Source organism: Microbacterium testaceum StLB037 (genome assembly GCF_000202635.1).
GTDB classification, from domain to species: Bacteria; Actinomycetota; Actinomycetes; order Actinomycetales; family Microbacteriaceae; genus Microbacterium; species Microbacterium testaceum_F.
Genome location: NC_015125.1, coordinates 3,637,388 through 3,659,552 on the forward strand (window position 1 = coordinate 3,637,388; position 22,165 = coordinate 3,659,552).

Annotated in this window: 20 protein-coding genes; 13 read left to right on the forward strand and 7 right to left on the reverse strand. The window is 71.0% G+C overall.

Annotated features, from left to right (window positions below; genetic code table 11):
• Positions 1-40: 40 nt before the first annotated feature.
• The 4 genes from MTES_RS16650 to MTES_RS16665 are packed head-to-tail and all read right to left on the reverse strand — an operon-like array spanning position 41 to position 3,426.
• Positions 41-946 (reverse strand): hypothetical protein, encoded by a 906-nt coding sequence (locus tag MTES_RS16650; protein ID WP_013586448.1) that lies wholly within the window; start codon positions 944-946, stop codon positions 41-43.
• Positions 943-1,653 (reverse strand): SOS response-associated peptidase, encoded by a 711-nt coding sequence (locus MTES_RS16655; RefSeq protein WP_013586449.1) that lies wholly within the window; start codon positions 1,651-1,653, stop codon positions 943-945. The genes MTES_RS16650 and MTES_RS16655 overlap by 4 nt, the downstream gene beginning before the upstream one ends.
• A gap of 55 nt (positions 1,654-1,708) precedes the next feature.
• On the reverse strand, positions 1,709-2,740 hold the full coding sequence (locus MTES_RS16660; RefSeq protein WP_013586450.1) for an App1 family protein: 1,032 nt from the start codon (positions 2,738-2,740) through the stop codon (positions 1,709-1,711).
• Between the two features lie 5 nt (positions 2,741-2,745).
• On the reverse strand, positions 2,746-3,426 hold the full coding sequence (locus tag MTES_RS16665) for a DedA family protein (RefSeq protein ID WP_013586451.1): 681 nt from the start codon (positions 3,424-3,426) through the stop codon (positions 2,746-2,748).
• A 42-nt stretch (positions 3,427-3,468) separates the two neighbouring features.
• On the opposite strand from MTES_RS16665, the gene MTES_RS16670 reads away from it, so the two are divergent.
• Positions 3,469-4,707, forward strand: a complete 1,239-nt coding sequence (locus MTES_RS16670) for an anthranilate synthase component I family protein (protein WP_013586452.1) — start codon at positions 3,469-3,471, stop codon at positions 4,705-4,707.
• Positions 4,708-4,774: 67 nt separating this feature from the next.
• On the forward strand, positions 4,775-7,348 hold the full coding sequence (leuS, locus tag MTES_RS16675; protein WP_013586453.1) for a leucine--tRNA ligase: 2,574 nt from the start codon (positions 4,775-4,777) through the stop codon (positions 7,346-7,348).
• A 62-nt stretch (positions 7,349-7,410) separates the two neighbouring features.
• Here the strand turns inward: leuS and MTES_RS16680 are convergent, their stop codons facing one another.
• Positions 7,411-7,905 (reverse strand): DUF2087 domain-containing protein, encoded by a 495-nt coding sequence (locus tag MTES_RS16680; protein WP_013586454.1) that lies wholly within the window; start codon positions 7,903-7,905, stop codon positions 7,411-7,413.
• A 124-nt stretch (positions 7,906-8,029) separates the two neighbouring features.
• Here MTES_RS16680 and MTES_RS16685 point away from each other — a divergent pair, with 124 nt between their 5' ends.
• The 3 genes from MTES_RS16685 (at position 8,030) to holA (ending at position 12,094) form a co-directional block, all read left to right on the forward strand.
• On the forward strand, positions 8,030-8,647 hold the full coding sequence (locus MTES_RS16685) for a ComEA family DNA-binding protein (RefSeq protein WP_013586455.1): 618 nt from the start codon (positions 8,030-8,032) through the stop codon (positions 8,645-8,647).
• Positions 8,644-10,941: a ComEC/Rec2 family competence protein gene (locus MTES_RS16690; protein WP_013586456.1), complete on the forward strand. Its 2,298-nt coding sequence runs from the start codon at positions 8,644-8,646 to the stop codon at positions 10,939-10,941. The genes MTES_RS16685 and MTES_RS16690 overlap by 4 nt, the downstream gene beginning before the upstream one ends.
• A 115-nt stretch (positions 10,942-11,056) precedes the next feature.
• Complete coding sequence (gene holA / locus MTES_RS16695; RefSeq protein WP_013586457.1) at positions 11,057-12,094, forward strand: DNA polymerase III subunit delta; 1,038 nt, start codon at positions 11,057-11,059, stop codon at positions 12,092-12,094.
• Positions 12,095-12,387: 293 nt separating this feature from the next.
• On the opposite strand, the gene rpsT is transcribed toward holA, so the two are convergent.
• Together rpsT and MTES_RS16705 are read right to left on the reverse strand one after the other, a co-directional pair.
• Positions 12,388-12,648, reverse strand: coding sequence for a 30S ribosomal protein S20 (gene rpsT / locus MTES_RS16700; RefSeq protein WP_013586458.1), 261 nt, complete (start codon positions 12,646-12,648; stop codon positions 12,388-12,390).
• A gap of 118 nt (positions 12,649-12,766) precedes the next feature.
• Positions 12,767-13,489: an alpha/beta fold hydrolase gene (locus tag MTES_RS16705; protein ID WP_013586459.1), complete on the reverse strand. Its 723-nt coding sequence runs from the start codon at positions 13,487-13,489 to the stop codon at positions 12,767-12,769.
• A gap of 65 nt (positions 13,490-13,554) precedes the next feature.
• On the opposite strand from MTES_RS16705, the gene MTES_RS16710 reads away from it, so the two are divergent.
• The 8 genes from MTES_RS16710 (at position 13,555) to MTES_RS16745 (ending at position 22,149) form a co-directional block, all read left to right on the forward strand.
• The gene (locus tag MTES_RS16710; RefSeq protein ID WP_043361625.1) at positions 13,555-14,709 is read left to right on the forward strand and encodes a pyridoxal phosphate-dependent aminotransferase; all 1,155 of its coding nucleotides are present in this window, start codon (positions 13,555-13,557) and stop codon (positions 14,707-14,709) included.
• A gap of 29 nt (positions 14,710-14,738) precedes the next feature.
• Entirely contained in the window at positions 14,739-16,583 is a 1,845-nt protein-coding gene (gene lepA / locus MTES_RS16715; protein WP_013586461.1) for a translation elongation factor 4, read from the forward strand.
• A gap of 22 nt (positions 16,584-16,605) precedes the next feature.
• Positions 16,606-17,250 (forward strand): DUF1990 family protein, encoded by a 645-nt coding sequence (locus MTES_RS16720; protein WP_013586462.1) that lies wholly within the window; start codon positions 16,606-16,608, stop codon positions 17,248-17,250.
• Entirely contained in the window at positions 17,250-18,467 is a 1,218-nt protein-coding gene (gene hemW, locus MTES_RS16725) for a radical SAM family heme chaperone HemW (protein ID WP_013586463.1), read from the forward strand. Before MTES_RS16720 ends, hemW begins: the two co-directional genes overlap by 1 nt.
• A gap of 222 nt (positions 18,468-18,689) precedes the next feature.
• A complete protein-coding gene (hrcA, locus tag MTES_RS16730; protein ID WP_013586464.1) occupies positions 18,690-19,730 on the forward strand; it encodes a heat-inducible transcriptional repressor HrcA in 1,041 nt (346 codons plus the stop codon).
• Between the two features lie 61 nt (positions 19,731-19,791).
• Positions 19,792-20,913, forward strand: a complete 1,122-nt coding sequence (gene dnaJ, locus MTES_RS16735; protein WP_013586465.1) for a molecular chaperone DnaJ — start codon at positions 19,792-19,794, stop codon at positions 20,911-20,913.
• A 2-nt stretch (positions 20,914-20,915) separates the two neighbouring features.
• Complete coding sequence (locus MTES_RS16740; protein ID WP_013586466.1) at positions 20,916-21,650, forward strand: 16S rRNA (uracil(1498)-N(3))-methyltransferase; 735 nt, start codon at positions 20,916-20,918, stop codon at positions 21,648-21,650.
• A gap of 151 nt (positions 21,651-21,801) precedes the next feature.
• Positions 21,802-22,149 (forward strand): HIT domain-containing protein, encoded by a 348-nt coding sequence (locus MTES_RS16745; RefSeq protein WP_013586467.1) that lies wholly within the window; start codon positions 21,802-21,804, stop codon positions 22,147-22,149.
• Positions 22,150-22,165: the final 16 nt, after the last annotated feature.

Here is a 22,165-nt window from a genome sequence, read left to right on the forward strand (position 1 = left end):
TTTTGTTTTCCGCCCCGTTCGAGGCAACTCCATGAGCTTACTACACGGGATCGGGACGCAAGAAATCGGCGCGGCCGGGCGTGTCGTCGCCAGCGCCGACGGCCGCGAGGACGGCCCGCCTCAGTGCCTGCGCCCGCTCGCTGAGAGCTCTCTGGCGGGACACGTACTGCGCCTTCCCCTCGGCGGTCTCGATGGCCACGGGGGAGTACCCCCACCCCGTGAGGTCGTAGGGAGACGCCTCCATGTCGAGGGTGCGGATGTCGCGCGCGAGCACGAACGCGTCCAGCAGCAGCGGGCCCGGAACGAGGGGTCCGAGCTTCACCGCCCACTTGTACACGTCCATCCCGGCGTGCAGGCACCCCGGCTGTTCGCGTTCCGCTTGCGTCTCACGAGACAACGGCTCGCGGTTTCGCGGAACCGCGTCGGGGGTGAAGAAACGGAAGGCATCGAAGTGCGTGCAACGGAGGTCGTGCGCGTCGACGACGGCATCCGTCCCGTCCCGGCCCAGCCGAAGCGGGACGGCGTGCCGCACCTCGTCCGCGCGATACGCCATCGCCCATTCGTGCAGACCGAAGCACCCGAACTGCGCCGGGCGGTGAAGCGTGGCGCGGAGGAGGTTCGTGATCCCGCGGTACAGCGAGGCGCGCTCAGCGCGGAAGGCCTCGGCATCCACGCGGACCCCCGTGCCCTCGCGGCGGTACCAGCGCCACCCGGCCCGCTCCTCGGCGCCGTCGAGGACGACCCCGGGTCCGGGATGCCACCGGCGCAGGATCGCGGGCTTGTACGAGTAGTACGTGAAGAGGAAGTCCTCGACGGGATGCTTCTCGGCGCGACTCGCGCGGGCGCGATGGTCGGCCGTCAGGGCGTCCGCGCGCGCCGCGTGCGCGGCGCCGGCGGCCGTCCACTGGTCGCGGTCGAGGACGGTCTCGGCGAGGAGCGCGGTCACTCGACCGGCTCGACGAGAGCGGGGGAGTCGTTGCGCACGTTCCCGACGGCGGACGACACGACGTGGTCGTCGAGGGTCTCGGCCACGTCCGGAGCCGCGTCGATCGCCGCGTCGAGAACGTCGCCGACGTTCTCGGTAGTCGGGTCGAGCCACGCGTCGGCGAAGTCGGGATCCATGAACAGCGGCATCCGGTCGTGGATCGAACCGAGGCGGCCGATCGCGTCGCGCGTGAGGATGGTGCAGCTGAGCACCCACCGCGCCGGGTCGTCCTCGGCGCGCGAAGGGTCTTTCCACCACTCGTACAGGCCCGCGAAGAAGAGCGGGGATCCGTCGGCGGGGTGGATGTAGTGCGGGGTCTTGCCCTCGTCGGTCGTCTTCCACTCGTAGTACCCGGATGCCGGGATCACCGCGCGCCGTTTGATGAGGGCGTTGCGGAACATCGGCTTGTCTTCGACCTCTTCGGCGCGCGCGTTGAACGCGCGGGCCCCGATCTTGACGTCTTTCGCCCAGCCCGGGACGAGCCCCCACCTCGCGACCTCGAGACGGCGCACCGGCGGCTCGGTCTTCACCGAGTCGAGGACGATCGCCACCGACGACGTCGGCGCGATGTTGTACGAGGGCGGGGGCAGCTCATCGCTCTCGACGTCGACGCGAAGAACGCCCACGAGCTCTGAGGCCACGTTGGCCACGACGAATCGACCGCACATGCTTCCACCGTACGCGCCCCCTCCGACATCGGGCGGGGGCGGGCGGCATCCGTCCTCAGGCGTCGTTCTTGATGACCCCGGCGCTCTCGAGACGATCGAGCAGCGCGGCCCCGTCCGACCCCGTCACCCAGGGGACCTCGGCCGCCGAGTGATCGTCGACGACCGTGCGGCCACCGGCGAGGACGGCCTCCGCCGGGAGCAGACGGCGGATCGCGACAGCGGCGACGTTCTGCGGGTGGTCGATGGCGAACTGCGTGTAGATCGCGTCGTCGTGCTGGCCGTCGTCGCCCACGAGGAGCCACTTGACGTTCGGGAACTCGCTCGCGATCCGGCGGAGGTTCTGCTCCTTGTGATCGCGCCCGCTGCGGAACCACCGGTCGTGCGTGGGGCCCCAGTCGGTCAGCAGGAACGAACCAGCGGGGAACAGGTGCCGCCGCATGAAGCGCGTCAGCGTGGGGGCCACGTTCCACGCACCCGTCGACAGGTAGATCACCGGCGTGCCGGGGTGCTCACGCGTCAATCGCTCGAGCATGACGGCCATGCCGGGCACGGGCTGGCGCGCGTGTTCGTCGAGGACGAACGAGTTCCAGGCCGCGAGGAAAGGGCGGGGGAGGGCCGTCACCATGACGGTGTCGTCGATGTCGCTGACCACGCCGAAGCGCACGTCGGAGCCGACGATGAAGACGCGGGTCTCGGCGGGCTCACTGCCCTCCACCGACATCGTGATCGTCTGCCAGCCCGGCGCGAGGGAGGCCGGTAGGCGCGCGTCGATCACTCCGCCGCGATCGGCCGAGACCTCGTGCGCGACGCCGTCGATGACGACGCGGACCCGGGCCATGCCCACGGGCACCGCCGCGAAGCTGCGCCACCCGCGAAGGCTCGCGAACTCACCCGTGGAAGTCCGTTTGATCGGCGGGGCGATGAGGACACGGCCCAGGACGCGGACCCATTCCTCCGTTCCGTACCCGGGGAATCCGGTGACCGCGGGACGGAGGCCCCGCGCGCGGGCGCGCTTCTCGCGCCACCGGTGGAAGCGGCGCTCCAGTCGGGCGAACCAGAGCACTTTGGCGCGGGGAGAACGAGGCATCCGCCTCAGTCTTTCACGTCACCCTCCGCCGACTCGAGGGGGTGGACCTCGTCGGCCAGGTGCCGACGCTCCACGCGCTCGATGACCTTCTTCCCGACGAAGACCAGCACGAGGAACACGACGAGGATGCCGACGAAGATGTAGCCGGCGTAGTGGATGCGGTCCGCGAGCTCGCGATACGTGCCCGCCGCCGTCGCCGCGACCGTGATGTACAGCGCGGACCAGATGGTGCACGCGGGGGCGGTCCACGCGAGGAAGCGGCGGTAGCTGTAGCCGCTCATCCCCACCGTCAGGGGCACGAGCGAGTGGAGGACCGGGAGGAACCGCGAGAGGAAGATGGCGGGCCCGCCGCGGCGACGCAGGTACCGGTCGGCGCGCTCCCAGTTGCGTTCCCCGAGTCTCTGCCCGAGCTTCGACGCGCGGATGCGCGGCCCGAAGTACCGGCCGAGCCAGAACCCGCCGCTCTCGCCGAGCAGGGCCCCGACGACCACGACGGCCGCGAGGATGACGCCCTCGAGCGGCGATGCGATGGCGGTTCCGGCGACGATCACCATCGTGTCGCCGGGCACGATGAGGCCGACCAGCACGCTCGTCTCGAGCATGACGGCGATGCCGGCGAGGATCGTGCGCAGCACGGGGTCGACGTTCTGGACGACGTCGAGCAGCCACGTGAGGATCTCGTTCACCTCCGTCAGCCTAGGGGCGCGGCCTCGCCCTAGCCTGGGAGCGTGCCGCGTTCCGTCCCCCCGCTCGCCCTGCCCCGCTGGGTCGACCCCGAGGCGGTCTTCACGAGCCTCTGGTCCGACGCGCCCGCGGCGTTCTGGCTCGACGGCGGCGTCGACGCCGATCGCGGGTGGAGCTGGATGGGTGCGGGGCGCCCCGAGCACGTCGCCGACCCGTTGGACCTCGCCGCGGCGCGCGTCGGGGGAGGGGCCTTCCACGGCGGATGGGTCGGCTGGATCCCCTACGACGGGGACGCCGCCTGGCTCCGCGTCGACGCCGCCCTCGCCTTCGACCACGGCGCTCGGCAGGTGTGGGCGGTGGGAACGGATGCCGCGGCCCTCGCCGACCTCGCCGAGCGGGCACTCCGCGCGGGGCCGGCGACTCCCGCACCGCCCGCGGAGCCTCGGGGAGTGGCATCCGGTCGCCATGCACCCGACGAGTACGCCGGGCTCATCGCCGCGTGCCGGGAGCACATCCGCGAGGGCGACGCCTATCAGCTGTGTCTCACCACCCGATTCACCGTTCCCGGCCGCTTCTTCGCCCTCGACGTGTTCCGACGGCTCCGCCGGACGTCGTCGTCGCACCACGGCGGTTTCGTGCGCATCGGCGACACGGCACTCGTGAGCGCATCGCCCGAGCGGTTCCTCGAGGTGCGCGACGGCACCGTCCACACGCACCCCATCAAGGGGACCCGTCCGCGCGCGGTCGATCCCGTGGCCGACGCCGCGCTCGCCGAGGAGCTGCGCACGGACGCCAAGGAGCAGGCCGAGAACGTCATGATCGTCGACCTCATGCGCAACGACCTCTCGCGGGTGTGCGCCCCGTCGAGCATCGGCGTCGACCGGCTCCTCGACGTCGAGACGTACCCGCACGTCCATCAGCTCGTCAGCGAGGTGTCCGGCCGACTGATCCCGGGAACGACGCTCGGCATGCTCCGGGATGCCACGTTCCCGGCCGGCAGCATGACCGGCGCCCCGAAGGCCTCCGCGATGACGATCCTCGAGCGCCTCGAGGGCGCCCCGCGGGGCATCTACTCCGGGACGTTCGGGTGGATCGGCGACGACGGGTCCGCGGATCTCGCCATGGTCATCCGGAGCATCGTCGTCGAAGCGGATGCCGCCTCCGTCGGCGCGGGCGGAGGCATCACGTGGCGATCGGTCGCGGCATCCGAGGTGGCCGAGGTGGGGATCAAGGCCCGCGCCCCGCTCGCGGCGCTCGGCGCCGAGGTGCCGCCGGGGTGGTGACGGGCACGGTCCGATAGCCTGGACGCCGGCCCTCGTGGCCTTCCCGACCTCACGATTGGCTTCACCCGTGTCTGAGAACACCACCCCTGTGCCCGGCGAGGGCGCCTTCGACGCCCACGCGATCCAGGAGAAGTGGCAGCGCGCGTGGGCGGACAAGGATCCGTTCCGCGCCGGAGGCGACGACGACAAGCGTCCGCGCAAGTACGTGCTCGCGATGTTCCCGTACCCCTCGGGAGACCTGCACATGGGTCACGCCGAGAACTACCTGTACTCCGACATCGTCGCGCGCTTCTGGCGCCACCGCGGCTACAACGTGCTCAACCCCATCGGCTGGGACTCGTTCGGTCTGCCCGCCGAGAACGCCGCCATCAAGCGCGGCGCCGACCCCGTCGAGTGGACGTACGCCAACATCGCGCAGCAGAAGGCGAGCCTGAAGGACTACGGCGTCTCGTTCGACTGGAGCCGGGTGCTCCACACCAGCGACCCCGAGTACTACCGCTGGAACCAGTGGCTGTTCCAGAAGCTGTACGAGAAGGGCCTCGCGTACCGCAAGGACGCCCTGGTCAACTGGGACCCCGTGGACCAGACCGTGCTCGCCAACGAGCAGGTGCTCCCCGACGGCACGAGCGAGCGCAGCGGCGCCGTCGTGGTGAAGAAGAAGCTGACGCAGTGGTTCCTGCGCATCACCGACTACGCCGACCGTCTGCTCGACGACCTCAACCAGCTCGAGGGCTTCTGGCCGAGCAAGGTCATCCAGATGCAGCGCAACTGGATCGGTCGCTCCGTCGGCGCCGACATCACCTTCGAGATCGAGGGTCGCGACGAGAAGATCACGGTCTTCTCCACGCGCCCCGACACCCTGCACGGAGCGACATTCTTCGTCGTCGCGCCCGAGTCCGACCTCGCGGCCGAGCTCGCGGCATCCGCGGATCAGGGCGTGCGCGAGACGTTCGAGGCGTACCTGGCGCAGGTGCAGCGCGCGACCGACATCGAGCGCCAGGCGACCGACCGACCGAAGACGGGCGTGTTCCTGGGGCACTACGCGATCAACCCGATCAACGGCGAGAAGCTGCCGATCTGGGCCGCCGACTACGTGCTGGCCGACTACGGTCACGGCGCCGTCATGGCCGTGCCCGCGCACGACCAGCGCGACCTCGACTTCGCTCGCGCGTTCGATCTTCCCGTGAAGGTCGTCGTCGACACGCTGGCGCCGGTCACCGGCGCGATCCCCGTCATCGAACTCGACGACGAGGGCGTGCCGATCGACCCACTCGGCGACGTCGAGGAGACCGACCCGGTGAAGACCGGGATCGCGCTCACCGGCGACGGTCGGATGATCAACTCGGGGTCGTTGAACGGGCTGTCCAAGCGCAACGCGATCGCGCGCGTCATCGAGGAGCTCGAGGCCAAGGGCGTCGGCCGCGCGGCGAAGACCTACCGCCTGCGCGACTGGCTGATCTCCCGCCAGCGGTACTGGGGCACGCCCATCCCGATGCTGCACGGTGAGGACGGCTCGATCACGCCCGTCCCCGCCGACCAGCTACCGGTCGTGCTGCCCTCGGTCGAGGGTCTCGACCTCAAGCCCAAGGGCACCTCGCCCCTCGGTGCGGCCACCGACTGGGTGCAGGTGACCGACCCCGAGACGGGGCAGACCCTGCTGCGCGACCCCGACACGATGGACACGTTCGTCGACAGCTCCTGGTACTACCTGCGCTTCCTCTCGCCGAACAGCGAGACCGAGGCGTTCTCGGGCCGTGAGGCGTCGAAGTGGGGTCCGGTCGACTTCTACATCGGCGGTGTGGAGCACGCGATCCTGCACCTGCTGTACGCGCGCTTCATCACGAAGGCGCTGTTCGACATGGGTCTGGTGGAGTTCACCGAGCCGTTCTCGAGCCTCATCAACCAGGGCATGGTCATCCTCGATGGCGCCAAGATGTCGAAGAGCAAGGGCAACCTGGTGCTCTTCCAGGAGGAGCTCGACGCCCACGGCGCCGACGCCCTGCGCGTCGCCCTGGCCTTCGCCGGTCCCGTGGAGGACGACAAGGACTGGAACGACGTCTCGACCACGGGAGCGGCGAAGTTCCTCGCCCGCGCCCTGCGCATCGCGCACGACGTCGACAGCGAGACCGACGTCGTGTGGGCCGAGGGCGACCAGTCCCTGCGCCGCGTGACGCACCGCCTGCTGGCCGAGGCGCCGAACCTCATCGAGCAGACGAAGTTCAACGTCGTCGTCGCCCGCCTGATGGAGCTGGTGAACGCCACCCGCAAGGCGATCGACGGCTCGGCCGGCACCAGCGACCCCGCCGTGCGCGAGGCCGCCGAGGTCATCGCGATGACCCTCGACCTCTTCGCCCCGCACACCGCGGAGGAGATGTGGCAGACGCTCGGATACGACGGCTTCGTGGGGCTGGCGACCTGGCGACAGGCCGACCCGACGCTGCTGGTGGAGGACTCCGTCACCGCCGTCGTGCAGATCGACGGCAAGGTCCGCGGCACCCTCGAGGTCTCGGCCAAGATCGGCGCCGACGAGCTCGAGAAGCTCGCGCGCAGCGACGAGAAGGTGCGCCGCGCGCTGGGCGATCGCGAGATCGTGCGCGCGGTCGTGCGTCCGCCGAAGGTGGTCAGCTTCTCGACGAAGTAAAACTCTCGGATGCCGCGTCCCCGATGCTCTGCGGAGCGGTGGGGACGCGGCATCCGTCGTTCTCAGGTTCGGGAGTAGGCGGATCCGTCCGCCGCGCGCGCGAGGAGACCGTGGTCGACGAGGGCGCGGCGAAGGCCCGCGACGTCGTCGGTCACGTCCGCGAGCCGCGCGTTGATCTCGGCCTCGGGGACGGTGTCGCCGGCCGCGAGCACACCGGTCGCGAGATGCTCGAGGACCGCTCGGCGGTCGGCCGCACGCGCGGGCATGCCGATGAGGCGGCCGTCCTGCAGGAAGCGGTCCACGCCCTCGCGGCGAGCGGGCGCACCCGCGGATGCCAGGGCTCGGGCGAACACATCCGGAACGACGTCGAACCCGTCGGCGGTGGCGGAGATGAGTCCCGCCGCCGTGAGTGACTCGGTGATGCGCTGCGCCTTCTTCGCGGGAAGCGCGGCGAGGGCCTCGTCAACCGGCTGCGCGAGGACGATACGGGCGTAGATCTCGCGCGCGCGGTCGTCGGCGAGAGCGGCGAGGATCGCGCGCCAGGCGTTGTGGTGCATGGGGTGATTCTTCTCCACACCTGCCGGAGGCGCACCTCCTCCCCACGCCCTCAATCGTCGAGCCCCTCCCCGGATTGGACCCGCCTGGCCGCGCCCGGTCCGCACGGGTTCCTAGGGTGGCCGGATGACCGACGCCCACGAACTCTCGCCGGATGCCCTCACCGCGCGCCGGCGACTCGGCGTCGGGGCCGTGATCGTGCTGCTGGTGCTCGCGTTCGCGGTCACGATCGGGATCGGCATGCTGCGGGGCGTGTCCGGCGTGCAGGGGGTGTCCGCCGCCTCCTCACCGATCACGACGGCACCCGCTCCTCCTGCGGCTGGCCTCTGCGTGCACGTCGCGGGCGCCGTGCGTGCCCCCGGCCTCTACCGCCTCGCCGCGGGCGACAGGGTCGCGGATGCCATCGCTCGCGCGGGCGGCTTCACCGACGACGCCGAACGCGCCGGGGTCAACCTCGCGCGCCCGGTCGCCGACGGAGAGCAGATCGTGGTGCCGGTTGTCGGAGCAACACCCGACGGCGGCGCCAGCGTCGCCCCCGGCACCGCCGCAGGGGGCCTCATCGACCTCAACACCGCGACGCGCGAGCAGCTCGACACGCTGCCGCGGGTGGGACCGGCGATCGCCGACCGCATCATCGCGTGGCGGAAGGAGAACGGCCGCTTCACCAGCGTCGACGATCTGGGCTCGGTCCCGGGGATCGGCCAGAAGATGCTCGACGGGCTCCGAGACCTGGTGCGGGTATGACGGCCTTACAGCGCCGTGCGCTCCGCCCCGCCGCCGTGGCGCTCGCGACGTGGGCCGCGGCAGGACTCACGACCTCGGCGCCGGACGTGGCCGGGTTCAGCGTGGTGGGGGCGGTGGCCGCCGTCCTCTGTGCGGTGGTGTTCGTGCGGGGCCGGCATCCGGTCTTCGGTATCGCTGCAGTGGCGCTCGCGTGCGCGGCCGCGGCCGGATGCAGCGTCGCGGCTGCGGCTCCGACACGCGCACAGATCGCCGCGCTGCAGGTCGAGGGGGGCCGTCAGCTCGCCGTCGATCTCACGGTCGTCGGACACGTATCCGGATCGGCCGACGGCGGCGCGTGGTTCGACGCGGTCGCCTCCCGCGTCGCCGCGGGAACCCTCACGGTGACCGGGGCGATCCCGTCCCGCGTCGGCGTGGATGCGAGCAGTCGCGCCGCCGTCGCGGCATCCGGACTCGGGAGCGAGATCCATCTGACCGGTCGGGCGATCCCGGCGAGCCCGGGGGAGAGGGCGATTCTCGTGCTGCGCGCGCAGGAGATCATCGACGCGCCCCCGCCGGAGGGGATCTGGGCGTGGTTCGAAGCGCTGCGCGACGGTCTCGTCGCGTCCACGCGCGGCCTGCCGCAGCCCGGGGCGGGTCTCGTGCCGGGGCTCGCGGTGGGCGATACGTCGAGCCTTGATCCGGCGACGGATGCGGCCATGACCGCCTCTTCCCTCTCGCACCTCACGGCCGTCTCCGGCGCGAACTGCGCGCTCGTCGTCGGGGCCGCCTTCGTCCTCCTGGCGGCGGTGGGTGCCCCGCGGTGGCTGCGCGTCGTCGGAGCGTCGGGTGTTCTGACGGGTTTCGTGGCGCTGGTGACGCCCGAGCCCAGCGTCGTGCGCGCCGCGACCATGGCCGCGATCGCCCTCCTGGCTGTCGTCCTGGGGCGTCCTGCGGCGGGAGTGGCGGTGCTCTCCGGGGCGGTGACAGCGCTGATGATCGCCGACCCGTGGCTGTCGACGTCCCTCGGCTTCGCCTTGTCCGCGGCGGCCACCGCGGCGCTGCTCGTTCTCGCGCGACCGCTCGCCCGCGGCTTGGAGCGATGGATGCCACGCGCCCTCGCCCTCGCGCTGGCGGTGCCGACGGCCGCTCAGCTCGCGTGCGGGCCCCTGATCGTCCTGATCGACCCTCACGTGCCGTTGCTCGGGATCACGGCGAACCTCGTGGCCGACCCGGCTGCGGCGCCGGCGACCATCGCCGGTGTCCTCGCCTGCATCGCGCCGTTCCCCTGGCTACGCGACGGGCTCTCCGCTCTCGCGTGGATTCCCGCGGCCTGGATCGCTGCGGTGGCGCACACGACGAGCGGAATCGGGGCGCAGAAGCTTCCGTGGCCGGACGGCGCGTTCGGCGCGGCGCTGTTGACGGCGGTCAGCGCGGCGATCGCCGTCGCCCTCATCCGACCGACGCGGGTCCGGCGAGTGACCGCGCTGTCGACCGTGATCGTCGCCGTCACCGCCGGCCTGATCGCGGGCCACACGACGCTGCGAACCGTCGCCGGGCCGCTCACGGTCCCGACGACGTGGGACGTTGCCATGTGCGATGTGGGGCAGGGCGACGCGACGCTGTGGCGGTCAGGCCGTGCGGTGGCGCTCGTCGATACCGGCCCGGAACCGGAACGGCTCACGCAGTGCCTTCAGACGTTCGGTGTCGAACATCTCGACCTCGTCGTGCTCACGCACTTCGATCTCGACCACATCGGCGGCTCGGCTGCGGTGATCGGACGAGCGACACTCGTCCTGCACGGGCCTGTCGACGTCCCCGAGGATCAGCGCCTGCTCGATCGGTTCGCGGCGGCCGGCGCACAGCTGCAGCAGGCGACGACCGGTACGACGGGAATGGTGGGGGAGACCCGCTGGCAGGCTCTCGGCCCCGCGCCGCGCGACGAGCCCGGCAACGGCGCGAGCGTCGCCCTGGACGTGGTCGGGCCGGACTTCCCGCGCACGGTGCTCCTGGGCGACCTGGGCGCCGACGCACAGGCCGCCCTGCTCCGGCGGGTCGAGGTGCCGCGGGTCGACGTGGTGAAGGTGTCGCATCACGGCAGCGCCGACCAGGATCCGGAGCTGTACCGTCGGCTGCATCCGGTCGTCGGGCTGATCGGCGTGGGGGCGCAGAACCGCTACGGACACCCCACCGTCACGCTCCTGTCGACGCTGGCCGCGCTCGGCGTCGTCGTCGGACGAACCGATACGGACGGAGACCTCGCCGTCAGCATGAGTGAGGGGAGTCTCATGTTGTGGCGGGCGCGGCCGCCGGGGTGAGGCGAGACCCCCCACGGGAGCGACACCACCACCCGAGCGTCACTCCGATGCGAGCGATGCCGGCGGTGTCGCCGCCCCGAACCGCGATGTCGGACCCGGTCGGTAGGCTGGGAAGGTGACCCCCGCTCCTCGACGCTCCGCTCCGGCGAAGGCCAAGTCGGCGATCCCGCAGGTGTCGTGGCGCACGCCGCAGCCGGCGCCGATCGTCCTCGTCTCCGGCCCCGAAGAAGTGTGCGCGGAGCGCGCGACGGCGGGCATCCGAGAGTTCCTCAAGAGCGAAGACCCGAGCCTCGAGGTCACCGACGTACGCGCCGACGACTACGCCGCGGGAACACTCCTCGCCGTGACCTCTCCCTCGCTGTTCGGCGAGCCGCGTCTCGTGCGCGTCGGCGGCGTCGAGAAGTGCAGCGACACGTTCCTCAGCGAGGCCGTCTCGTATCTCGCACAGCCGCAGGACGGCGCGACGGTTGTCCTCCGACACACCGGGGCGAGCGTGCGGGGCAAGAAGCTCCTCGACGCGATCCGCGCCGGACAGGGCGGCGGTATCGAGATCGCATGTCCCGCGATCAAGCGCGACTCCGATCGCTTCGACTTCGCCGTGGGCGAGTTCAAGGCCTCGAGCAAGCGCATCGCTCCCGTCGCGCTGCGCGCACTCGTCTCGGCCTTCGCCGACGACCTCACCGAGCTCGCGGCGGCGTGCCAGCAGCTCATCGCCGACGTCCCCGGCGACATCGACGAACGCACCGTCGAGCGGTATTACGGCGGCCGCGTCGAGACCTCCGCGTTCACCGTCGCCGACACCGCGATCGCGGGGCAGTACGGCCCCGCCCTCCTCGCGCTGCGTCACGCCCTGGCATCCGGGGCCGACCCCGTCCCCCTCGTGGCCGCTGTTGCGATGAAGCTGCGCACGATGGCGCGCGTGGCCGGCACCCGCGAACCCTCGTCGCAGCTCGCGCAGCGGCTGGGGATGAAGGACTGGCAGGTCGACCGCGCCCGCCGCGACCTCGTGGGCTGGACGGCCGCGAGCCTCGGCCGAGCGATCCACGCGACCGCGCGCGCCGACGCCGAGGTCAAGGGCGCGTCTCGCGATCCCGTCTTCGCGCTCGAGCGCATGATCACGATCATCGCGACGCGCGCGCCCTACGGCAGCTGAGCTCGCGCGCCGTTCGGCAGCTGAGCTCCCGCGCGTCCGCGCCCACCCCGGGCGGGCGCGGACCCCCCGAATGTGACGAGCGGAGGGGCAGGGACGAGCGGAGGACCACCGCGCCGTCAGCATCCTCCGCCGGTCCCAGATCCTCCGCCGAGCGCGCAAGCCCGCGGCACCGCCGCCAGAGACCGGGAGAGGGTCAGGATGAAGCGCATCCCGGCACCCGCAGCCCCGAGTGACCCCCCGGAAACGACGAAGCCCGCCCCGCGATGCGGGACGGGCTGTCGAGGTTCGGCGGCTCAGAGAGCGGCGACCGACTTCGCGATGGCCGACTTGCGGTTCGCGGCCTGGTTCTGGTGGATGACACCCTTGCTCACGGCCTTGTCGAGCTTCTTGGTCGCGGTGGCGAGCGCCTTGACGGCGGCTTCCTTGTCACCGGCCAGGACGGCTTCCTTGGTGCGACGCACGTGCGTCTTCAGCTCGCTCTTGACGGCCTTGTTGCGCTCGTGCGCCTTCTCGTTGGTCTTGTTGCGCTTGATCTGCGACTTGATGTTCGCCACGTCATCGGTCTTTCGTTTGAGTGAGTGTTGGAAATGCCGGGCGAGCGGTAGAGGGACGCTGCACCGGCGGTCGTGGAGGTCGGGAAAAACCCCACACGCAAGCCAAGGACCGATTCTATCAGGTCGACGCCTCGATCGTGGTGAGCGCCACCTCCAGCAGCGCGTTGAACACCCGTGGCCGCATCGCGGTGACGAGGTGCGTGGTCCGCGGAACGACGATCAGTTCGGCGTGGGGAGCCAGAGACGCGAAGAGCTTCTCGTTTACACGCAGCTGGTCCCACTGCCCGTTGATGAACCACAGCGGGACCCGGATCCGGCGAACGGATGCCAACAGGTCGAGCACCGAGAGCGACGCGAGCGCCGTGTCCTGCGCGTCGAACGCGTAGCCGCCCGCCCCGAAGTCCGGTCGGGTCTCGGGTGGAAGAGTTCGATCCAGCACGCGATTGGTCAGCCCGAGACCCCGGTCGGGCAGGCTGTCGAACCGCCGCGCCAGGAACCGATACGCCGCCAGCCCGACTCCGCGCGGGATCGAGGTGCAGGATGCCGCGATGAACGCCGCGACCGGCGGCGGCTCCTCTCTCCCCACGTACTCGATGGACAACAGACCGCCCATCGAGTGCCCGACGAGGAGCACGGGCCCGCGAGTGGCGGCATCCTGAACCGCCCGGTCGATCGTCGCGAACGCCTCGTCCAGCGTGAACTCCTCGCCGAGGCGACTGCCGTGCCCGGGCAGGTCGACGGCCGTGACGGGGGTGCCGCGCTCCTCGAGGTGCGCGACCTGGGCTCGCCACATCGTCGCCGACGTGCGGATGCCGTGCACGAGCACGACCTGGACCGACATGGCATCCAATCTACGAAAGCGAAGCCGTGACCGAGCCAGAAATCTGCTCTGCCTAGCATGAGCCCATGCCACAGCTCTCGTCTCGCTCGTCGGGGATGCCCGCGTCGGGGATCCGCCGCATCTTCGAGCTCGCCCTGCGGCGCCCCGACACCGTCATGCTCGCGGTCGGAGAGCCGGTCGCGGAGCCGCCGCGCCACATCTTGGCGGCCGCCGCCGACACCTGGGTCGCCGCTGATGTCCGCTACACCGCCAACGCGGGCATCCTCGAGCTGCGCGCGGCGATCGTCGACAAGCTCCGGCGCGAGAACCAGCTCGTCGTCGACACCGACCGGATCCACGTCACGAACGGGGGCACGCAGGCCCTGTCCCACGCGATCCTCCTCACGCTGGACGAGGGCGACGAAGTCCTCGTCCCCGACCCCGGCTACACGGTCTTCTCCATGGCACCGCGCATGGTCGGAGCCGTTCCGGTGCCGTATCGCCTGCGGGCCGAACACGGATTCGCCCCTCGGGCCGCCGACCTCGCCGCGCTCGTCACCCCACGCACCCGGGCGATCATCGTCAACTCCCCGTCGAACCCCCTCGGGGTGGCCTACCCTCGCGAAACGCTCCAGCAGATCGTCGACCTCGCCGTCGCCCACGATCTCTGGATCCTCTCCGACGAGGTGTACGAGCGTTTCGTGATGGATGCCGAACACGTCTCGGTCGCGACACTCCCGGGCGCGGCGGAGCGCACCCTGACGGTGCACTCGGTATCCAAGACGTACGCGCTCACCGGCGCGCGCGTGGGGTGGCTCGTGACGCCGCCCGGTCTCGGGGAGGTGCTCGGCAAGGTCCAGGAAGCCACGACCAGCTGCGTCAACACTCCGGCCCAGCGCGCGGCGCTCGCGGCTCTCACCGGCCCGCAGGCCGCTCTGCGCGATGCGCGGGACATGTACCGCGAGCGGCTCCGCGCGAGCTGCGCGCTCCTCGACGAACGCGGCATCCGGTACCTTCCGCCGACCGGGGCCTTCTATCTGTGGGTCGACGTCTCGCACGCCTCACGCGGCGACGTGGCCGCGTGGGCCGAGCGCTTCCTCGTCGAGAGGGGCGTCGCCGTCGCCCCGGGATCCGCGTTCGGCGCGGGCGGGGAGGGGTGGATCCGCATCTGCGCGGCAAGCCCGTGGGAGGACCTCGCCCGGGGTCTCGCGGCTCTGCCGGCACCCGTGCGCCCGTCGTGAGGCATCCCCTCCCGTAGAATCGACGGAACATGTCCCCGCGCGCCCTGAAGCCCCTCGAGCCGTCTGCCACTCCGCCGGAGCAGATCCGCAACTTCTGCATCATCGCTCACATCGACCACGGCAAGTCGACGTTGGCCGACCGCATGCTGCAGATCACCGGCGTCGTCAGCGACCGCGACATGCGGGCGCAGTACCTCGACCGGATGGACATCGAGCGCGAGCGCGGCATCACCATCAAGTCGCAAGCGGTCCGGATGCCGTGGTCCACCGCCGACGGCACGTTCGCCCTCAACATGATCGACACGCCCGGCCACGTCGACTTCACGTACGAGGTCAGCCGTTCGCTGGCCGCGTGCGAGGGAGCGATCCTCCTCGTCGATGCGGCACAGGGCATCGAGGCCCAGACGCTCGCGAACCTCTACCTCGCGCTCGAGAACGATCTGACGATCATCCCGGTGCTGAACAAGATCGACCTGCCCGCGGCCGACCCCGACAAGTACGCGGCCGAGCTCGCCGGCCTCATCGGCGGCGACCCCGCCGACGTGCTGCGGGTGAGCGGCAAGACCGGCATGGGCGTCGAAGAGCTGCTCGACCTGATCGTCGAGAAGATCCCGGCCCCGGTCGGAAAGGCCGACGCGCCGGCCCGCGCCATGATCTTCGACTCGGTGTACGACGCCTACCGGGGCGTCGTCACCTACGTCCGCATGATCGACGGTTCGCTGCAGCCGCGCGAGCGCCTGCAGATGATGTCGACCGGCGCGACGCACGAGGCTCTCGAGATCGGCGTGTCGAGCCCCGAGCCCGTCCCCACCAAGGGTCTCGGCGTCGGTGAGGTCGGCTACCTCATCACCGGCGTGAAAGACGTGCGGCAGTCGAAGGTCGGCGACACGATCACCACGCACCGCAAGCCCGCCACGGATGCGCTGCCGGGTTACACGGACCCGAAGCCCATGGTCTTCTCGGGCATCTACCCGATCGACGGAAGCGACTACGCCGAGCTCCGCGAAGCCCTCGACAAGCTCAAGCTCTCCGACGCGTCGCTGCAGTACGAGCCCGAGACCTCGGTGGCCCTCGGCTTCGGTTTCCGCGCCGGCTTCCTCGGCCTGCTGCACCTCGAGATCATCACCGAGCGCCTGTCGCGCGAGTTCGGTCTCGACCTCATCACCACCGCCCCGTCGGTGACGTACGAGGTGACCACCGACACCGGCGACACCGTCTCGGTCACGAACCCCAGCGAGTACCCCGACGGGCGCGTCGCCTCGGTGTCGGAGCCGATCGTCAAGGTCGGCATCCTGCTCCCGAAGGACTACGTCGGCACCGTCATGGAGCTCTGCCAGTCGCGCCGCGGCACCCTGCTCGGCATGGAGTACCTCAGCGAGGACCGCGTCGAGCTGCGCTACCACATGCCCCTCGGCGAGATCGTCTTCGACTTCTTCGACCACCTGAAGTCGCGCACGCAGGGCTACGCGAGCCTCGACTACGAACCGGCCGGCCAGCAGACCGCCGACCTCGTGAAGGTCGACATCCTGCTCCAGGGCGAGAAGGTCGATGCCTTCAGCTCGATCGTGCACCGCGAGAAGGCCTACGCGTACGGCACGCTCATGGCCGAGCGCCTGCGCAAACTCATCCCGCGCCAGCAGTTCGAAGTGCCGATCCAAGCGGCGATCGGTGCCCGCATCATCGCCCGCGAGACCATCCGCGCGATCCGCAAGGACGTGCTCGCCAAGTGCTACGGCGGTGACATCACCCGAAAGCGCAAGCTCCTCGAGAAGCAGAAAGAGGGCAAGAAGCGCATGAAGATGGTGGGCCGCGTCGAGGTTCCCCAGGAGGCGTTCATCGCCGCCCTGTCGGGAGACGTCGAGGCGAAGAAGTAACGACCGAATCGAGAGGGAGATCATGCGACGGCAGAACTTCACCGACGACACGGTCGACTACGCGGCGGTCGGTGCCACCCAGGCGCCCGACCTCATGCAGTATCCGCCGGAGCACTCCGTGCCCGCCGAGGACGCGTGGCGCATCGGCAGCGGCGAGGAGCGTTTCGCCGCGGCGAGCGAGCTGCTGCTGTCGTGGGCGCCGCTGCGCTCGGGTGATCTGAGCATCAGCGATGTGCGCCCGGCATCCGGAGGCGGATACTCCGGCGTCGGGTTCGACGCCGAGGGGGCCCCCGTCGCCCCCAGCAGCCTCGAGCCGGAGCAGCGGTTCGCCGTCGACGGGACGCCCTTCGTCAGCCCGGGTGCGGGCGTGCGGCTGCACGGCAAGGTCGACGGCCACCGCGCCGACGCCGAGCTGCGCGTGATCTCCGTCTTCGAGGAGCCGCGCCGCGTCGGCTTCATCCTCGGCACCGTCGGCCACTCGATCGTCAGCGGCGAGGAGCTTTTCGTCGTCGAATGGCGCGACAACGACGAGGTGTGGTTCGTCGTCCGGGCGTTCGACCGCCCGACCGTGCCGTCCTACCGCCTGTTCGCGAGCCGCCTCCGCCGCCGCCGGCGCGCGCTCTTCACGCAGTACCTGCGCGCGATCTCTCCGCTGTACACGTCCTGATGGGCGGACCTCTTCCCCTCGGAGACCCCGCACCCGCGGACGGACACCTGCCCGCCGACCTGACGATCGACCCGTCGACCGACTTCGGCGTCTACCTCCACGTGCCGTTCTGCCGCGTCCGCTGCGGGTACTGCGACTTCAACACCTACACCGCGAGCGAGCTGCGCGGCGCCCGGCAGGACGACTTCGCCGACACGCTCGCCGCCGAGGTGCGCCTGGCGGGACGGGTGATGGATGCCGCGGGCAGCCGCCGCGTGGCATCCACGGTGTTCTTCGGAGGCGGCACGCCGACGCTGCTCCCGCCCGGCGACCTCGCGAGAATGCTCGACGCGGTGCGCGCGGAGTTCGGGATCGCGGACGGAGCCGAGGTCACGGTCGAGGCCAACCCCGACACGGTCGACGACGCGGTGATGGAGACCCTCGCCGCAGCGGGGGTCACGCGCGTGTCGATCGGCATGCAGTCGGCGCGAACCCACGTCCTCGCGGCCCTCGATCGCACCCACGATCCGGCCAACGTCGCCACGGCGGTCGCCGCGGCGCGGCGCGCGGGACTCGACGTGTCTCTCGATCTCATCTACGGCGCACCGGGGGAGTCGCTCGACGACTGGCGCGCGTCGCTCGAGGCCGCCGCGGTTCTCGAACCCGACCACATCTCGGCCTACGCGCTGATCGTCGAAGACGGCACGAAGCTCGCGCGGCAGATCCGCTCCGGCGCCGTGGCTGAGCCCTCCGACGACCTGCAGGCCGACATGTACGAACTGGCCGACGAGCTCCTCGCCGACGCCGGGTACGACTGGTACGAGGTGTCGAACTGGTCGCGCGGCGTTCCGCACCGCTCGCGCCACAACCTCGCCTATTGGCGCGGCACCGACTGGTGGGGCTTCGGACCGGGCGCGCACAGTCACGTCGCCGGCCTTCGCTGGTGGAACGTCAAGCACCCCGCGGCGTACGCGCAGCGCCTCGCCGCCGAGGAGTCGCCGGCCGCAGCCCGCGAACGGCCCGACGAGACCGCCCGTCGCCTGGAGTCGGTGCTCCTGCGCAGCCGGATCCGGGAGGGGCTCGCGGTGTCCGAGCTGCTCGGCGAGGGCCGCAAGGCCGTGGCATCCCTCATCGCCGACGGGCTCGTCGAGGGTCCGGATGCCGTGCGCGGGCGCATCGTGCTCACCCGCCGCGGGCGGCTCTTGGCGGATGCCGTGGTCCGGGCGCTGACGGCCTGACCCCCGCCTGCGATGCCGCCTGACTCTGGGCGTTCGTTCCGCGATAAACGCCGTTCCTCGCGAGACACACGGCGACGCACCGTGTCTCGGGAGGAAGCGCGTTTCTCGCGGGTCGAAAGAACGCCAGCGCCCACGGGCCGCGAGCCGCTCGACGCGGGGCCGCGGCGATCGTCGTAGAATTGGCACTCAGTCAAGTCGAGTGCCAAACGGGAGGAGCAGCTCATGGTGTCGGAACGCGGCCTTCAGGTGCTCCGCGCGATCGTGCAGGACTACGTCGACACGCGCGAGCCGGTCGGCAGCAAGGCCATCGTGGACCGTCACGCCTTCGGGGTGTCGGCGGCGACCATCCGCAACGACATGGCGCTTCTCGAAGACGAGGAGCTCATCGTCGCCCCGCACACGTCGTCGGGGCGCGTCCCGACCGACAAGGGCTACCGCGTCTTCGTCGACCACCTGGCCGAGTTGCGTCCGCTCTCGAGCGCACAGCGCAGCGCGATCACCTCCTTCCTCGACCAGGCGGGCGACCTCGACGATCTGCTCGCGCGCACCGTGCGCGCCCTCACACAGCTGACCGGCCAGGTCGCGATCGTGCAGTACCCGTCTTTCGCGCGCGCCAATGTCACGCACGTCGAGCTCGTCGCCCTCGGCGGTCCGCGCGTGCTCGTCATCCTCGTCACCGACACCGGTCGTGTGTCGCAGCGCATCGCCCTCGTGCCGGCCGAGCCGGGCGAGACGGAGATCGTCCAGCTGCGTGCGCGGGTCGGCGCCGTTCTGGTGGGCCGCAGCGTCGCCGACTGCGTCCAGCGGGTCGCCGAAGCCGTCGCCGACGGCCCGCGCCCCGGCGTGCTCCTGGACGCGATCGCCGATGCCGTGCTCCGCGTGGTGGGCGAAGAGCTGGAGGAGTTCCGCCAGGACCGCCTGGTGATGGCCGGCGCCGCCACCCTCGCCAAGCGCGAGCAGGACTTCCGCGGCAGTATCTATCCGCTGCTCGAGGCGATCGAGGAGCAGGTGACGCTGCTGCGCCTGATGAGCGAGATGGTCGCGGACGACAAGGGCCTCTCGGCCAGCATCGGCCGCGAGAACGAGCCCTTCGGCCTCGTCGAGGCGTCGGTCCTCGCCAGCCGGTACGACGGATCGACGGGCGGCGCCCGCGTCGGTCTGCTCGGGCCCACGCGCATGGACTACTCCTCCAACCTCGCGGCGGTCCGCGCCGTCGCGCACTATCTGACCCGGATGCTCGAAGACGACGACAGCGCACGCTGAGCGCGAGCACGACGGACACCCCACCGAGAACGACCCCGCGCAAGCGGACAGGAAGGCGATTGTGGCTGACCACTACGAGGTCCTGGGCGTCGAGCGCGACGCCAGCCCCGAAGACATCAAGAAGGCGTACCGACGCCTGGCACGCCAACTCCACCCCGATGTGAACCCCGGCGAGGACGCGTCCGAGCGTTTCAAGCTCGTCACCCATGCCTACGACGTGCTGAGCGACCCCGAGCAGCGCCGTCGTTACGACATGGGCGGCGACCAGAACCCGTTCGGCGGCGGGGGAGCGGGCGGATTCGGCGGCTTCAGCGACATCTTCGAGACCTTCTTCGGCGGCGCCCAGGGCGGCGGCGGCCGCGGACCGCGCCCTCGTTCGCGCCGTGAGCGCGGGCAGGACGCCCTCGTGCGCGTCACCCTCTCGCTCGGCGATGTCGTCTTCGGCGTGCACCGCGACCTCGAGGTCGACACCGCCGTGCTGTGCGAGACGTGCCAGGGTGCCTGCACGGCGCCGGGCACCAGCGAGGTCACGTGCGACATCTGCCACGGCTCGGGTCACGTGCAGCGCACGGTCCGCAGTCTCCTCGGCAACGTCGTGACCAGCCAGCCCTGCAACGTCTGCCAGGGTCACGGCACGACCATCCCGTACCCCTGCAACACCTGCCAGGGCCAGGGCCGCGTGCGCGCGCGTCGCACCGTCTCGGTCGACATCCCGGCCGGCGTCGAGTCGGGCCTGCGCCTGCAGCTCCCGGGTTCGGGCGAGGTGGGCCCCGCCGGCGGCCCCAACGGCGATCTCTACATCGAGGTCACCGTCGAGGCGCACGAGGCGTTCAGCCGCGAGGGCGACGACCTGCTCGCGACCCTCGAGGTATCGATGCCGGACGCCATCCTCGGCACGACCACGACCATCGAGTCGCTCGACGGCAGCGTCGACCTCGAGGTGCGCCCCGGAGTCCAGTCCGGCGACGTGCTGACGATCAAGAACCGCGGCATCACCCCGCTGCGGGGAAGCCAGCGCGGCGACCTGAAGGTCGGCGTGCAGGTGGTCACGCCCACGCGGCTCGACCACCGGGACCGTGCCCTCATCGAGGAGTTCGCGAAGCGCACGAAGGCTCCCAAGCCGCGCCTCGCCGAGCACCAGCAGGGCATGTTCGCGAAGTTCCGCGACCGCTTCCGGCACTGATCGTGGCCCTGCATTTCGTCACCGACGCCGCGGCATCCGCTCAGTCCGGCGACGTCGTCGAGCTGACCGGTTCCGAGGCGCATCACGCGTCCGCGGTGCGTCGGGTGCGCGTCGATGAAGCGGTGACCCTCGGCGACGGACGGGGCACGTGGCTGACGGGCCTCGTGACCGCCGCGTCTCCGAAGCAGGTCGATGTCCGCATCACCGCCCGCGAGGACGTGCCCGCCCCGAGCCCGCGCTTCGTACTCGTCCAGGCCCTCGCCAAGGGCGACCGCGACGAGCTCGCCGTGCAGGCGGCGACCGAGCTCGGCGTCGACGCGATCGTGCCGTGGCAGGCGTCTCGGAGCGTGTCCCGCTGGGATGCCAAGGCCGAGAAGGGCCTCGCCCGCTGGCGGACCATCGTTCGTGAGGCCGCGAAGCAGGCGCATCGCGCGTGGATCCCCGAGGTCGAGGGGCTGGCGCGCACGGCCGACCTGGTCCGGCTCGCCGCGACGTCGCAGGTGTTCGTGCTCGAGCCCTCGGCACCCGCTCGTCTCACCGCCGTCGCCACCGAGGCGTCGGACGGCCGCGACGTCGTGCTCGTGGTCGGACCGGAGGGCGGGATCGCGCCCGAGGAGCTCTCCGCGCTCGAGCGAGCCGGTGCGCGGCAGGTCCGCCTCGGCGAGACGGTGCTGCGCACCTCCACCGCCGGTGCCGCCGCGATCTCGGTGTTGTCGGCGGCGCACGGTCGCTGGTGACAGCCACGCGTCCCAGGTTTGGGGCACGTTCCTCCGTTTGGGGCGCGGCAATTCACGCCCCAGACGGCGAAACGCGCCCCAAACCCTGAAAGCCGGTCGGGCGCGGAGGGACCCAGCCCCGATGTCGGAGCCCGTCGATAGACTGGATGCCATGAGCGAACCGTCCATCTTCACGCGCATCCTGCAGGGCGAGATCCCGGCCGAGATCGTCGCCGAGACGGAGAACGTGTTCGCGATCCGCGACATCGCTCCGCAGGCCCCGGTGCATCTGCTGGTCATCCCCAAGACGGCGCAGTACCGCAACGTCGTCGAGCTGGCGGCGGGCGACCCCGATCTTCTGACCGAGGTCATCGGCCTGGCGAACACCGTGGCCGCCGAGCACGCCGACGGCGACTTCCGTCTCGTCTTCAACACCGGCGAGGGTGCCGGTCAAACCGTCTTCCATGTGCACGCCCACGTCCTCGCGGGCGGCCTGAACGAAAAGAGCCTGGGTGGCTGATTCCCCCGAGAAGAAC

Bases quoted from the DNA above. Each gene is read 5' to 3' on its own strand.
- MTES_RS16655 (WP_013586449.1), bottom strand. From the start codon at position 1,653: ATGTGCGGTCGATTCGTCGTGGCCAACGTGGCCTCAGAGCTCGTGGGC.
- MTES_RS16660 (WP_013586450.1), bottom strand. From the start codon at position 2,740: ATGCCTCGTTCTCCCCGCGCCAAAGTGCTCTGGTTCGCCCGACTGGAG.
- MTES_RS16680 (WP_013586454.1), bottom strand. From the start codon at position 7,905: ATGCACCACAACGCCTGGCGCGCGATCCTCGCCGCTCTCGCCGACGAC.
- MTES_RS16685 (WP_013586455.1), top strand. From the start codon at position 8,030: ATGACCGACGCCCACGAACTCTCGCCGGATGCCCTCACCGCGCGCCGG.
- MTES_RS16690 (WP_013586456.1), top strand. From the start codon at position 8,644: ATGACGGCCTTACAGCGCCGTGCGCTCCGCCCCGCCGCCGTGGCGCTC.
- MTES_RS16705 (WP_013586459.1), bottom strand. From the start codon at position 13,489: ATGTCGGTCCAGGTCGTGCTCGTGCACGGCATCCGCACGTCGGCGACG.
- MTES_RS16710 (WP_043361625.1), top strand. From the start codon at position 13,555: ATGCCACAGCTCTCGTCTCGCTCGTCGGGGATGCCCGCGTCGGGGATC.
- lepA (WP_013586461.1), top strand. From the start codon at position 14,739: ATGTCCCCGCGCGCCCTGAAGCCCCTCGAGCCGTCTGCCACTCCGCCG.
- MTES_RS16720 (WP_013586462.1), top strand. From the start codon at position 16,606: ATGCGACGGCAGAACTTCACCGACGACACGGTCGACTACGCGGCGGTC.
- hemW (WP_013586463.1), top strand. From the start codon at position 17,250: ATGGGCGGACCTCTTCCCCTCGGAGACCCCGCACCCGCGGACGGACAC.
- hrcA (WP_013586464.1), top strand. From the start codon at position 18,690: ATGGTGTCGGAACGCGGCCTTCAGGTGCTCCGCGCGATCGTGCAGGAC.
- MTES_RS16745 (WP_013586467.1), top strand. From the start codon at position 21,802: ATGAGCGAACCGTCCATCTTCACGCGCATCCTGCAGGGCGAGATCCCG.